The following is a 14,019-nucleotide window of genomic DNA, read 5'->3' on the forward strand; positions in this document are numbered from 1 at the left end:
TGGGGCTGGAGCGGGCCCCGCTACGCCGGCTTGGCGTGGTGCTCCAGGAAGTGCGTGTCCAGCTCGCCGGCCTGGAAGGCCGCATCCTGCACGATGCGCAGGTGGAGCGGGATGTTCGTCTTGATGCCTTCGATGCGGAACGACTGGAGCGCCGCCACGGAGCGCTCAATCGCCTGCGCCCGCGTCTCACCGGTGACGATGAGCTTGGCAATCATCGGGTCGTAGTTGGGCGTGACGGTGTTGCCCTCGCCGTAGCCCGCGTCCAGCCGGACGCCCTCGCCCGTGGGCGGCTGGAACACCTTCAGCGGCCCGGGAGACGGGAAGAACTTCACCGGGTCCTCGGCGTAGATGCGGAACTCCAGGGCCGCCCCGCGCCGCTTCACGTCCTCCTGCTTCACCATGAGGCGCTCGCCCGCGGCGATGCGCAGCTGCCAGCCGATGAGGTCCAGCCCCGTGGTCAGCTCCGTCACCGGGTGCTCCACCTGGAGGCGGGCGTTCATCTCGATGAAGTAGACCCCACCGTCCGAGTAGAGGAACTCCACCGTGCCGGCGTTGGCGTAGCCAAAGGCCTTCGCCGCGGCCACCGCGGCCGTGAAGAGCTTCTGCGCCAGCTCCGGATTGCGCCCGTCCGCGAACAGCACGGAGGGGGCTTCCTCCACCACCTTCTGGTGGCGCCGCTGGATGGAACATTCCCGCTCCAGGCAGTGGATGAGGTGGCCGTGCTGGTCCCCCAGAATCTGGACCTCGATGTGCCGGGGCGCCGGGAAGTAGCGCTCCACGTACACGCCTTCCTTGCCGAAGGCGGCCTTCGCCCGGTCCGTGCACTGGCGGTAGACCTTCTCCATCTCCGCGGGGTTCCTAGCCACCGCCATGCCAATGCCGCCGCCGCCGCTGGCCGCCTTGACGAGCACCGGGTAGCCGATGCGCTCGGCCTCCGCCAGCGCGCTGGCCACGTCCGGCACCACGCCCTCGCTGCCGGGCACCACGGGAACCCCGCGGCGGACACCAACTTGCGGGCCTGGCTCTTGTCCTTCATCCGCGCCATGGCCTCCGGCGGCGGTCCCACGAAGATGAGCCCCGCGTCCGCGCAGGCCTGGGCGAACTCGCCGTTCTCCGACAGGAAGCCGTAACCCGGGTGGATGGCCTGCGCACCCGTCTGCTTCGCGGCTTCCAGGATGGCGGCGGTGTTGAGGTAGCTGTCCTTGGCCGGTGCGGGGCCGATGCGCACCGCCTCGTCGGCCTCTTTCACGAAGGGCAGCTCGGCGTCCGCGTCCGAATAAACGGCGACCGTCTTGAGCCCCATGCCCCGGGCCACCACGCCGATGCGGCGGGCAATCTCTCCCCGGTTGGCGATGAGCAGCTTCTGGAACATGGCGAAACCCCTGGGGTGCGGGTGCGAAAGGGCGGCGAACCTAACCCTCGCTCCCTCCCAAGACAAGGGTGCGAACGGACGTGCAACAGGTCCCTACAGTCCAGTAAATTTGCGGGTCTACGAGGCGGTGTCGTACCTTGTTCCCCGTGACGCCCCCCACCTCCTCAAGCCCTGGCGGCGTGGTCAATCTGCACCACGCGCGGCGCGCCAAGCGCCTGGACATCTACCGTGGTCGGCACACGGACCGCGTGCGCTTCGTGCGCACCACGCTCGAGACGTTGACGCAGAGCGGCACCCTCTTCACCGAGGAGGGCACGCGCCGCGGCCTCTCCTTGCTGAAGGCGCTCCAGTTGCTGCAGCGGGCCCACGCGCGCCTGGAGGAAGTGTCCGGCGACGGCGTGCTGCCCGCGGCCCGGCTCCCGGAGCGCGTGGACGCGCTCTATTCGGAAGTCGACGGCCTCTTCGCCCGCGCGGACACCCTGTCCGCACGCGACGAAGCCAGCGTGGCCCAGCTTCCCGCTCGCTGAGCCCCGCGTCTCCCCTGCCCCTTACGGCAGTTCCGTCTGGCCCTGCCGCCGCAGGAAGGTGGGGATGTCGAACTGGTCCTCGTCCAGCGGCAGCGGCGCGTCCTTCACCACCGCGGTGCGGGCGCTCACCGACTTGGCGCTCTCCACGGTCAGGGGCCGCGAGCCGCTGCCCTTCGTGGGCACCAGGCTGGCGACTTCCTCGCGCGCGTTCGCGAGCACGGACGGCGCCGGACGCGACAGCGGCACCTGCACCACCGGCGCCACCGTGCGGACCTTGGGCGCGTCGCGGTGCACGAAGCCCGTGGCGATGATGGTGATCTTCACCTCATCCGAGATGTTCTCGTCGATGAGCGAACCGAAGATGATCTCCGCCTCGCTGTCGGCGGCGTCGTGCACCAGCGTCAGGGCCTCGTTGACCTCCTGCAGGGTCATGTCGCGGCCACCGGTGATGTTGATGAGCAGGCCCGTGGCGCCGTCGATGGAGACGTCCTCCAGCAACGGGCTGGCGATGGCCTGCTGCATGGCAATCAGCGCGCGCTTGTCACCGGTCGAGTTGCCCGTGCCCATGAGCGCGATGCCCTTGTCGCTCATGATGGTCTTCACGTCGGCGAAGTCGACGTTGATGTAGCCGTGGTACTGGATGAGGTCGCTGATGCCCTGCACGGCGTTCAGCAGGACCTCGTCCGCACGCTTGAAGGTCTCCAGCAGCGGCATCGGCTCGTTGGAGAGCGACAGCAGGCGCTGGTTCGGAATGGTGATGAGCGTGTCCACCGCGGCCTTGAGCTCCACGATGCCCTGCTCGGCCTGCTTGCGGCGCTTGTTGCCCTCGAAGAGGAAGGGCTTGGTGACGACGCCCACCGTGAGGCAACCCAGGCTCTTGGCGATGTCCGCGATGATGGGCGCGGCGCCCGTGCCGGTGCCGCCGCCCATGCCGGCGGTGACGAACACCATGTCGGCGCCCTCGAGCACCGCGGCAATCTGGTCACGCGACTCCAGGGCGGCCTCGCGGCCCATCTCCGGGTTGGCGCCCGCGCCCAGGCCCTTCGTCAGCGTCTGGCCCAGCTGAAGCCGGGTGGGCGCCTTGCTCGCGGCGAGCGCCTGGACATCGGTGTTGGCGGCGATGAAGTCCACCCGGTCCAGCTTGGACAGGATCATCGTATTGACGGCGTTGCAGCCGGCCCCACCCGCCCCGACGACCCGAATCTTGGCGGCCTGCTTGTTCTGATCGAACTGGTCCATGGTGGTCCTCTCGCCCGGAGTCGCACGATGCAGCGCGCGTGCTCCCAACCCCCACAATCATCAGCAAGTCCCACGCTTTGGCAAGTATTCCGCTACGAGCCTGTAGCGGGATGCTGCGCGTCTGAGTCCTGACGCGCACTTACGCCAACCCATGGACGTGCAGGCGTGCGACGCGGTGGGTGAACTTCGCCCCTTGACTCGCGATACACGGCACTGCTTGGCGGGTGGGGCGCAGCATGCCCCAAAAAACGACGGGTGGCCCCGAAATCTCTTTCGGAGCCACCCTCGCTGAAATCATCCGGTGTGTTTCACCGGGGATTCAGAGCCCGTGGGTCAGTGCGCCTCGCGTTCCACTTCCACCTTCCCCACACGGAGGATGGTGAACCCCACGCGGCGATTGTTCTCACGGCCCTTCGCCGTCTTGTTGGTGTCCACCGGCTTCGTCTCGCCGTAGCCCACCGCTTCCATGCGGCCCTCGGCGATGCCCTCCTTCACCAGGAAGGCGCGCACGTTGTTCGCGCGGCGCTGGGACAGGTCCAGGTTCTTCGCGTCGTTGCCCTGGTCATCCGTGTGGCCCTCGATGCGGACCAGTTCCACCTGCGGGTTGGCGCGCAGCACCGCGGCCACCTGCTTCAGCAGCGGGTGCGAACGGGCCAGGATGACGTCCTTTCCAGTGGCGAAGTAGACCTTCTCCAGGATGACGATGCGCTCGCCCTCGACGAGCACCTTCACCTTGCCCTTGTCGGGGCAGCCGTCCTCGTCCTGGAAGCCGTTGATGGTCTCCGGCTCGTTCGGGCACTTGTCCTCGGCGTCGGGGATGCCGTCCCGGTCGTTGTCCGGGTCCGGGCAGCCGTCCTCGTCCTGGAAGCCGTCCTTGTCCTCGGGGGCATTGGGGCAGCGATCATCCGGATCCATGATGCCGTCGCCATCCGTGTCCACCGGCGGCGGGGGCGGCGCCACATCCGGGCAGCCATCCGTGTCCTCGAAGCCGTTGACCGTCTCCGGCTCGTTCGGGCACGTGTCCGCCGTATCGGGGATGCCGTCCGCGTCGTTGTCCGGGTCCGGGCAGCCGTCCTCATCCTGGAAGCCATCCTTGTCCTCGGGCTCCGTCGGGCAGGCGTCGTCGATGTCCAGGATGCCGTCGCCGTCCGTGTCCACCGGCGCGGCCTGCTTCGGCTCGCGGGACGGCTCCGGGCTGTAGCTGAAGCCCGCGAGCAGCCGGAAGCCCGGCGTGCCGTAGCCGCGGGTGAGCCCCGGCCCGCCGCCCACGTGCGCGGAGAATCCGCCCAGCGCGCGGTACTTCAGCGCCGCCAACAGCTCCAGCGGGCGCTCCTCGGTGTCCTGCTGCTCCAGGTTCACCGCGCCCACCAGCGTGGCCGCGAGCGCCAGCGGCACCTCGCTCACCGTGAAGGGCAGCTCGGCGCCCACGCCGTAGGACACCGCGTTGCCCAGGTTCAGGTTGCGCAGCTGCTGCTTCTCCCGGAAGTCCACGCCCACGTTGGCGGCCACGCGAAACCGCTCGCCGTATTCGGCCACCAGGCGCGGCTGCACGCCCACGCCCGAGCCCCCGAGGAAGTCGGAGCCGCCGCCCGTGGGCAACACCACCGGCACCGTCAGGGCCAGGCCGAAGGAGCCCTCCTCCAGGAGGCGGGCCTTGGGCACCAGGCGCAGGTCACCGATACCACCCGAGCCCACGCCCTGGGCGAAGGACGGGTCCACCATGGGCGCCGCCTGCGAACGCTGGAGCGTCACCGGCAGCAGCACGCCGAGCTCGAAGCGGTCGAAGAGGCCCACCGAGCCCATCAGGTCCACACCCACCTGGCTGCGCACCAGCGCGGTGATGAACCGGCCCGAGCGCGGGTCCATGAAGTTGAGCGGCTTGTCCGCGTAGTTGACGGACACGCCCACGTTCCAACCCAGGTGGGAATGCACCTGGGCGCTCTGGACGCCCAGGATGTCCTTTGAGCTCGGCCCCGGCTTGTACTGCTGCACGTCGATGGCCTGGGACGCGGACAGCGTGGGCACCTGCGCCACGGCCGGCCGCGACACCATCAGGACCGCCAGCGCCAGCACGGCGGCGGCGGCCACAGGGCCCCACCGGCCCGCCCCGCCGAGCGGCGGAAGCGGCCCAGCAGGGGCAGCCCGAGCAGCAGCAGCGCCAGCGGAGCGAAGGTGCCCGCCCCGCTCGTGCTACACCCACGGCCGGAGATGACGAAGTCGTCGTTGCCGTCCAGCGGGTTGGTCCCGCCGGAGACCTCCTCGCCGTCGTTCACGCCGCCGCCGTCCGTGTCGGCGTTGTTCGGGTCCGTCTCGCCGTTGTCGAAGGAGCCGTTGCGGTTGGCGTCCTCCGCGCCGTCCAGCAGGCCGTCGCCGTCCGTGTCCGGGTTCAGCGGGTTGGTGGGGTTGGAGCCACGCACCTCCACGCCGTCCGTCAGGCCGTCAGCGTCCGTGTCCGGGTTGTTCGGGTCCGTCTCCGTGCTGTCGACGCGGCCATCGTGGTTGGCATCCTCATCACCGTCCAGCAGGCCGTCACCATCCGTGTCCGGGTTCTTCGGGTCGGTGGTGGTGCTCGGGTCCGCGTCCGGACGGAAGTTGGGCGAGGTGCGGTCCGTGTCCGCCGGAGCGCTCTCCAGCGTCACGCCCATCTCCGTGCCATCCAGGATGCCGTCGTTGTCGCTGTCCGGATCCAACGCATCGATGAGGCCGTCACCATCCGTGTCGGTGATGCCGTCGATGCCGTCCGGAACGCCGTCGTCGTCGCTGTCCGCGTCGTTGGGGTCCAGGCCCCGCGCGATTTCGGTCGCATCATCGATGCCGTCGCCGTCGGAATCGACGTCGTCCGCGGGGTTGAGCGGATCCGTCTCGCCCGGGTCCACCCGGCCGTTGCGGTTGGCGTCCTCGATGCCGTCACGCACGCTGCCGCCGTCCGTGTCGGGGTTGAGCGGGTCCGTCGTCGTGGTCGGGTCGGCGTCCGCCACGAAGCGCGTCGTGTCCGTGCCGGCGCCCTGGGGCTCGGCGAGGCCCAGCTCCAGACCATCCGACAGCAGGTCGCCGTCGGTATCCCAGTTGTTCGGGTCCGTCTCGCCCTCATCGACGATGCCGTTGTGGTTGGCGTCCTCGTTGCCATCCAGGATGCCGTCGTCATCCGAGTCGTCGTCGAGCGGATCCGTCCCCGCGGTATTCACCTCGATGCCGTCCGGCAGGCCGTCACCGTCCGTGTCGGCGTTCTCCGGGTCGGTGCCCAGCACAACCTCCTCGGCGTCCGTCAGGCCGTCGCCATCCGTGTCGACCGCGACCGACCAGTTGTAGGTCGCCGGCGTGCCGTCCACGTTGCCCGCCTCATCCACCGCGCGGACGCTCAGCGTGTGGCTGCCTCCCGCCAGGCCCGTGAAGGTGACCGGGTCCGAGCACGGCACGTACGCCGCGCCGTCCAGGCTGCACTCGTACGTCACCGGGGATTCGTCCGAATCGAAGTCGAACGTCGCGGTGCCAGGCGCTTCCGTCAGCGGCGGGCCGGAGATGATGAGGGTGTCCGGCGCGGAGGTGTCCACCGTCCAGGTGTAGCTGGCCGGCGTCGGGTCCGCGTTGCCATCCTCATCCACCGCGCGCACCGCCAAGGTGTGCTCGCCGTCATCCAAGCCCGTGAAGGTGGCCGGGTCCGTGCACGCCGTGAAGGCCGCGCCGTCCAGGCTGCACTCGTACGTCACCGGGGATTCGTCCGAGTCGAAGTCGAACGTCGCCGAATCACTGTTGGAGAGCGCGGGCGGCGTCGAGGTGAACGTCGTCTCCGGCGGCTCCGCGTCCACGATGAACGTGTGCGTCACCGTCGTGCTGGTATTGCCCGCCTCGTCCTCCGCCGTGACGGACACCGAGTGGGGACCTTCCGACAGCGTGTCGCCCACGGGGAGCGACCAGTTGCCAGACGGGTCGGCCACCACCGTGCCCACCGTGACGCCATCCACCACCACCGTCACGGTGCTGCCCGCCTCCGTCGTTCCGGAGTACGTCACCACCGGCACATCGAGCACCGCGCCATTCGCGGGCGTGGTGATGACCACCACCGGCGGCGTTGCATCCACCGTCCAGGTGTACTCGGCGGGGGTCGGGTCCACGTTGCCGGCCGCATCCACCGCGCGCACCGCAAGCGTGTGGTCACCGTCCGGCAGCGGGCCGAACTGCACCTGGGCTGGGCACGCCGTGAAAGGCGCGCCGTTCAGCGAGCACTCGTACGTCACCGGAGACTCGTTCGACGAGAAGACGAAGTCCGCGGTGGCCACGTTCGTCACCACCGCCGGGCCACTGTCGATGGCGGTATCCGGCGCCGCCGTATCCACCGTGAAGGTGGAGCTCGTCGGAGCGCTGGTGTTGCCCGCATCATCCGTCGCCGTGACGACGACCGTGTACGGACCGTCCGGCAGCGTCACCGGCGGCGTGAAGGTCCAGTTGCCACCGGCATCGACCGGGATGGGGCCGTAGGGCACGCCATCCAGCACCAGCGTCACGGACTCAGCGCCGTCGGCCGTTCCGGTGATGGTCACCACCCCGTCATCCAGCACCGCGCCGTTCGCGGGCGTGGTGATGAGCGGCGCCACCGGCGGCGTTGCATCCACCGTCCAGGTGTGCTCGGCGGGCGTCGGGTCCACGTTGCCGGCCGCGTCCACCGCGCGAACCAGGAGCGTGTGCTCCCCTTCCGCGAAGCCGTCGAACGTCACCGTCTCCGCGCACGGCACGTAGGCCGCGCCGTCCAGGCTGCACTCGTAGGTGGAGCCCGGCTCGGAAGCGGCGAACTCGAACGAGGCCGAATTCGACGAGGTCGGCGTCGCCGGGCCGCTCACGACGAGCGTGTCGGGCGCCGTCGTGTCCACCGTCCACGCGTACTGCGCGGGCGTCGGGTCCACGTTGCCCGCCGCGTCCACCGCGCGCACCAGGAGCAGGTGGTCCCCATCCGCCAGACCCGTGAAGGTCGCGGGGTCGACGCAAGCCACATAGACGCCCCCATCCAGGCTGCACTCGTAGGCCACGCCTCCGCCTTCCGAGCGAAGGTCAAAGGTGGCGGACGCGTCCCGCGTCAGCAGCATCGGGCCGGAGTCGATGAACGTGTCAGGCGCCGACAGGTCGACGATGAACGTGCTCGTCACCGGACCCGCGGAGTTGCCCGCCGGGTCGACGCTGGTGATGGACACCGTGTGCGGCCCCTCGTCGAGCGGCTCCGGCACGGTGAAGGTCCAGTTGCCGTCCTCATCGACCAGGATGGGGCCGTGCGTGGCGCCGCCCACGTCCAGGTAGATGTTGCTGCCCGGCTCACCCGTTCCCGTCAGCGTCGGCGTCCCGGTGGCGACCTCCTCCTGGTCCGCGGGCGAGTCGATGGTCGGCAGCGTCGGGGGCGTGAGGTCCACCGTCCACGCGTACGTCGCGGGCGTCGGGTCCACGTTGCCCGCCGCATCCCGCGCGCGCACCGCCAGCGTCTGGTTGCCCTCGCTCAGCCCCGGGAACGACTGCGGGTCCGTACAGACCGTGAAGGGCGCGCCGTTCAGCGAGCACTCGTACGTCACCGGGCTCTCGTTCGAGCTGAAGTCGAACGTGGCGCTGGTGGCATTCGTCACCGCCGGCGGGCCGCTCACGATGGTGGTGTCCGGCGCGGTGGCATCCACCGTCCACGTCCGGGTGGCGGGCGTCGGGTCCATGTTGCCCGCCGCGTCCACCGCGCGCACCGCCAGGGTGTGCGAACCATCCGCCAGTGCCGGGAACGTCTGCGGGTCCGTGCAGGCCGTGAAGGGCGCGCCGTCCAGCGAGCACTCGTACGTCACCGGGCTCTCGTCCGAGCTGAAGTCGAACGTGGCGTTGGGGGACGTCGTCGTCCCCGAAGGGCCGCTGACAATCGTCGTGTCCGGTGCCGTCGTGTCCACCGTCCACGCGTACGTCGCGGGCGTCGGGTCCATGTTGCCCGCCGCGTCCACCGCGCGCACCGCCAGCGTCTGGTTGCCCTGGCTCAGTCCCGGGAACGTCTGCGGGTCCGTGCAGGCCGTGAAGGGCGCGCCGTTCAGCGAGCACTCGTACGTCACCGGGCTCTCATTCGAGCTGAAGTCGAACGTGGCGCTGGTGGCGTTCGTCACCGCCGGCGGGCCGCTCACGATGGTGGTGTCCGGCGCGGTGGCATCCACCGTCCACGTCCGGGTGGCGGGCGTCGGGTCCATGTTGCCCGCCGCGTCCACCGCGCGCACCGCCAGGGTGTGCGAACCATCCGCCAGTGCCGGGAACGTCTGCGGGTCCGTGCAGGCCGTGAAGGGCGCGCCGTCCAGCGAGCACTCGTACGTCACCGGGCTCTCGTCCGAGCTGAAGTCGAACGTGGCGTTGGGGGACGTCGTCGTCCCCGAAGGGCCGCTGACAATCGTCGTGTCCGGTGCCGTCGTGTCCACCGTCCACGCGTACGTCGCGGGCGTCGGGTCCATGTTGCCCGCCGCGTCCACCGCGCGCACCGCCAGCGTCTGGTTGCCCTGGCTCAGTCCCGGGAACGTCTGCGGGTCCGTGCAGGCCACGAACGGACCGCCGTTCAGCGCGCACTGGTACGTCACCGGGCTCTCGTTGGAGCTGAAGTCGAACGTCGCGCTGGTGGAGTTCGACACCGCCGGCGGCCCACTCACGATGGTGGTATCCGGAGGCGTGGTGTCGGAGACCACGGTGAAGCTATTGGTGTTGCTCAGCACGGACGACACGCCCTGGAGCAGCGCGTAGGCATTCACCGTGTGAGCGCCGACAACCAAGTCCACGGTCGGCGTGAAGGTGAAGTTGCCCGAGCCGTCCGCCGGCACGCGGGCCACTTCGACGCCATCCACGAAGATGACCACCGTGGAGTTCGCGGGGGCAGTACCGCTGATGACCGGACGAAAGCCCGTGGTGGAGCCGTTGGCAGGCGTCACCACCACGGGGGCCGCCACATTCGCCGGGAAGGCACCCGGCAGGATGGTGACGACACCGGAGTTGCCAGGAGCGGCACCATACGTGAACCCGTCCGGAGCGCTGGCCGTCGGCTGCGTGCCCGCGGCACCGCCCGTGACGACCGGGGTGCATCCCACCGCGGCGCCCTGAATCAGCACGCGACCACCACCGCCACCGCCACCCGTTCCGTGCTGGTCGTACGTGGTGCTGCCACCAGCGCCGCCCCTGGCCGTCACCGTATTGGCCGAGCACTGCAGGGCTCCAGTAACGCGCAGATACACGGTACCGCCAGCGCCAGCGCCGCCTGCGGCGTCATTGGCAAGCCCCATGGCGTTGACGCCCGCCACGCCATCCGCCGACACGCGACCCGCCCCCGAGAGCGAAGTCGCGCGGATGAACACGACACCACCACCCGCGCTCCCACCGCCCGCGGCGTCGTCGTTGCCATGGCCCGCGCCACCACCGCCGCCGAACACCGCATGGGACACCGCATCGAAGGTCAGCGAAGCGCCACCGAAACCGCCCACCGCGCGAGAGGCCGGTGCCTCTTCGCCCACCCACGTGCGGCCACCGATGCCGCCCGCACCCGCGTTGCTGCCGCCACCGCCACCCGAGTTGTGGCAGACGCCACCGCCACCCGCGTTCGCGACGTTGCCCCGACCCGTTGCCCCAGCAGCAGGCGGGAAGGCGCCATTACCAAAGCGGCCGAGCACCAGGCCTTCACCCTTCTCCGTCCCACCCGGCCAAGCCTGGTCCACGCCAGTGCAGCCGTCTCCGTCACCATTCCAGGCGAAGCCACCGCGGAACCCCCGGCCATCCGCGTGGATGGCGCCCACGTTGCTCACAGGTCCCTGCGACAGGAAGGCCACCACACCACCCGTGGTGCCATCCCAGGCACCCGCCACGATGCTGCCCGCGGCGTTCACCGTCACAGTGGTGTACTCAGGCACCCGAATGGCCTGCGTCGCGTTGGCCGCGAAGTTCACCGTGAGCGGCTGCGAGAAATTGAGGCGCGTCGCCGTGAGGCTCTGAATCCGCGCGAGCTCCCAGCGGCCCACCGGGCCCCCGACCAGATTGACGGCCGTCTGGCTCCCAGACGCAGGCGCCGTGAGGCCCGCAGTCTGGTACACCATCACCAGGTTGCCCACCGCGAAGCCCGTGGACGAGGCGACAGGCACAAAGCTCTGTCCCGCCGGCACTGCGGCCGTCACACGCGTGTAGGTGTTGATGACAGTGCCGGCGACACCGACGGTCAGCGCGCCGCTGCTCCCGTTCCCCAAGCCAAAGGTGTCCACCGCGGCCTTCGCCACGGGACCCAGCAGCGCCGCGCACAGCAGCACCAGGGGTGCGACGGCCAAGCCGAGGCGTCCTCGGGAAACCCGCTCAAGCAGGGGAACGTAAAAGGTCTTTCGAGTCATAAACCTGGGGTCGTTGGGGGGTGTGGGCCCAGCGGCAAATGCCGCACATAGCAATCCGAGAGCCAGCCGCTGTCCAATCTACGACGCTGGAGATTCCGAGGATTTCAGCGTCCGGCTCACGGGGTATCCCGTGCCCCATCCGAACCACGGATCCAGATTCCGGAAACTGGACCGGCTCGGGCACTTCGGAGGGCAACCCACCAGGTCGGCTGACGCGTCAAACCAGGACGCTGACGCGTCAACCGGGACGCAGGGTGTGTGGCCCACGGCCAACAAAAAAGGGCCCCCCTTTCGGAGAGCCCTTTGGCAACGCGGTGGGCGCTCGGCCCGGCGCGTTAGAAGATTTCCTCGAGCCACTCGCGCATGCGGCCCTTCACCTTCTTGTACACGTTCTCCTCGCGGATGCGGAACATGCGCCGGTCCAGGTGGCGGGCGCCGTAGACGACCAGGCCCACGCCGGTGGCGTACATGGGGCTCTTCACCACATCCACCAGACCGCCAATGCCGCGCGGCATGCCGCGGCGGACGGGCAGGCCCAGCACTTCCTCGGCCAGCTCTGGCATGCCGGCCAGCAGCGTGGAGCCACCCGTAATCACCACGCCCGAGGCCAGCAGGTCCTCGTAGCCGCACTTCTGGATTTCGCGGTGCACGAGCTGGAAGATCTCCTCCACGCGCGGCTCCAGTATTTCGCAGAGAATCTGCCGCCCGAGCACGCGGGGATGACGGCCCCCGACGCTGGGCACTTCAATGGTGTCGTCCTTGTTGATGAGCGACGACAGCGCGCAGCCGTACTTCTGCTTGATGCGCTCGGCCTCGTGCGCGGGGGTGCGCAGGCCAATGGCGATGTCGCTGGTGAGGTTGTTGCCGCCCAGCGCAATCACCGCCGTGTGGACGATGGAGCCGCCGGAGAAGATGGCGATGTCCGTGGTGCCGCCGCCGATGTCGACGAGGCACACGCCCAGCTCCTTCTCGTCCTCGCCCAGCACCGCCTCCGCGCTGGCCAGCGGCTGGAGGACGATGTCGGAGACATTGAGCCCGGTGCGGTTGGCGCACTTGACGATGTTCTGCGCGCTGGACACCGCGCCGGTGACGATATGGACCTTGGCCTCCAGCCGGACGCCCGCCATGCCCAGGGGCTCCTTGATGCCGCCCTGGTCGTCGATGATGAACTCCTGCGGGAGGACATGAATGACCTCCCGGTCCAGCGGAATCGCCACGGCCTTGGCCGCATCAATGACCCGGGCGATGTCCGCCTCGCGGACCTCCTTGTCCTTGACGGCGACGATGCCCTGGGAATTGAAGCCCTTGATGTGGCCTCCGGCGATGCCCGTGTAGACGTGGGAAATCTCCGCCCCCGCCATGAGCTCCGCTTCTTCCACCGCGCGGCGGATGGAAGAGACGGTCGCCTCGATGTTCACCACCACGCCCTTGCGCAGACCCTTCGACGGATGCGTACCGATACCGATGATGTCGATGCCGCTGTCGGTCAGCTCTCCGACGATGGCGCAGATCTTCGTCGTGCCGATGTCGAGGCCGACGATGATCTCCCCCGACTTCTGCTTCGCCATGACAACCCTCCCAGGCCCCCCACTCTCGTGAAAGGGGCGCGTCCTCTTACCGCATCGAAGCCCCGCTCCTCTCGGACGCGGGGCTCGAAATCTTCACCGCCACCCAGCCGGGCCGGGCACGGTTATCCAGGTGAATGATCTCCGCTGCAAGCCCCCTCGCACCCAGTTCGCGCCGGACACGGGCAAGACGCTGCAGCTTGACCTCTGAATCTCCTTCACCCAGGCGCACTTCCTGCCCGGACGCCGTCACCAGCGCCAGGCTCTGCGCCTCCAGGCGGACCTCCGACAACTGTTCGGCCTTCTCGGGTGACAGCCGCGCGTACGCGCTGGCCACCGTCAGCGCCGAACGGAGGCGCTCCCGCGCCGCCGCCGGGTCCGCCACATAACCTTCCCGGTCCAGGCCCGTCACCAGGGGCAGGTCCAGTCCGTCCCCGGGCGTCACCCGCTTGAAGGGCTCGCCCTCCTCGTCCAGGACGTACAGCTCCCCCAGCACCGCCATCGCCACCGGCACGTGCTCCGTCACCTCCACCGACACGCGGTTGGGGAAGCGACGCGTCACCTCCACCGTGCGCAGCCAGGGGTGCTGGTGCATGGCGCGCTCCAGCGCGTCCACGTCCAGCGTCCACAGGTTCTGCCCCTTCGTCAGCGCCGCCAGCCGCAGCAGCTCCACCCGGGAGGCGCGCTGGAGGCCGGAGAAGGACACCGCCTCCAGTTCGAAGCGCGGCGACGTCAGCGCCCACTCCCGCAGCGCCACCCCACCCCACACCAGCAGCCCGGTGCCCAGGGTCAGCCCCAGCACCTTGAGCACGCCCGGCCCATGCGAGCGCACCGCGCCCCGGACCGCCTCTTTCTGCTGGGCGGCGTCCTGACGGCGGCGGTTCTTGGATTTACCGAAGGCCATGGGGAGAAAAGGGTTGACGCATGCTGTGCCCGGTTCGGGAGCCACGCCAGTTTTTGGC

The 14,019-nt window shown here is 69.4% G+C and carries 4 protein-coding genes and 2 pseudogenes; 1 reads left to right on the forward strand and 5 read right to left on the reverse strand.

What is annotated here, in order from left to right; genetic code table 11:
* Positions 1-20: 20 nt before the first annotated feature.
* Positions 21-1,372: pseudogene (locus QEG98_RS30280) on the reverse strand (acetyl/propionyl/methylcrotonyl-CoA carboxylase subunit alpha).
* A gap of 137 nt (positions 1,373-1,509) precedes the next feature.
* On the opposite strand from QEG98_RS30280, the gene QEG98_RS30285 reads away from it, so the two are divergent.
* On the forward strand, positions 1,510-1,899 hold the full coding sequence (locus QEG98_RS30285) for a hypothetical protein (protein WP_090490183.1): 390 nt from the start codon (positions 1,510-1,512) through the stop codon (positions 1,897-1,899).
* A 21-nt stretch (positions 1,900-1,920) separates the two neighbouring features.
* Here QEG98_RS30285 and ftsZ read toward each other — a convergent pair whose 3' ends face one another.
* The 4 genes and pseudogenes from ftsZ to QEG98_RS30305 form a co-directional block, all read right to left on the reverse strand.
* A complete protein-coding gene (gene ftsZ / locus QEG98_RS30290) occupies positions 1,921-3,138 on the reverse strand; it encodes a cell division protein FtsZ (RefSeq protein ID WP_090490184.1) in 1,218 nt (405 codons plus the stop codon).
* 333 nt (positions 3,139-3,471) lie between these two features.
* Positions 3,472-11,492: pseudogene (gene agmC / locus QEG98_RS30295) on the reverse strand (adventurous gliding motility protein AgmC).
* A gap of 335 nt (positions 11,493-11,827) precedes the next feature.
* Positions 11,828-13,060, reverse strand: coding sequence for a cell division protein FtsA (gene ftsA / locus QEG98_RS30300; protein ID WP_011555553.1), 1,233 nt, complete (start codon positions 13,058-13,060; stop codon positions 11,828-11,830).
* Positions 13,061-13,106: 46 nt separating this feature from the next.
* On the reverse strand, positions 13,107-13,961 hold the full coding sequence (locus tag QEG98_RS30305) for a cell division protein FtsQ/DivIB (protein ID WP_186817786.1): 855 nt from the start codon (positions 13,959-13,961) through the stop codon (positions 13,107-13,109).
* Between the last annotated feature and the right edge of the window lie 58 nt (positions 13,962-14,019).

This window comes from Myxococcus sp. MxC21-1 (assembly GCF_032612255.1).
Classification (GTDB): domain Bacteria; phylum Myxococcota; class Myxococcia; order Myxococcales; family Myxococcaceae; genus Myxococcus; species Myxococcus virescens.

Excerpts from the sequence above, each read along its gene's own strand:
- QEG98_RS30305 (WP_186817786.1), bottom strand. The coding sequence starts at position 13,961 with ATGGCCTTCGGTAAATCCAAGAACCGCCGCCGTCAGGACGCCGCCCAG.
- ftsZ (WP_090490184.1), bottom strand. The coding sequence starts at position 3,138 with ATGGACCAGTTCGATCAGAACAAGCAGGCCGCCAAGATTCGGGTCGTC.
- ftsA (WP_011555553.1), bottom strand. The coding sequence starts at position 13,060 with ATGGCGAAGCAGAAGTCGGGGGAGATCATCGTCGGCCTCGACATCGGC.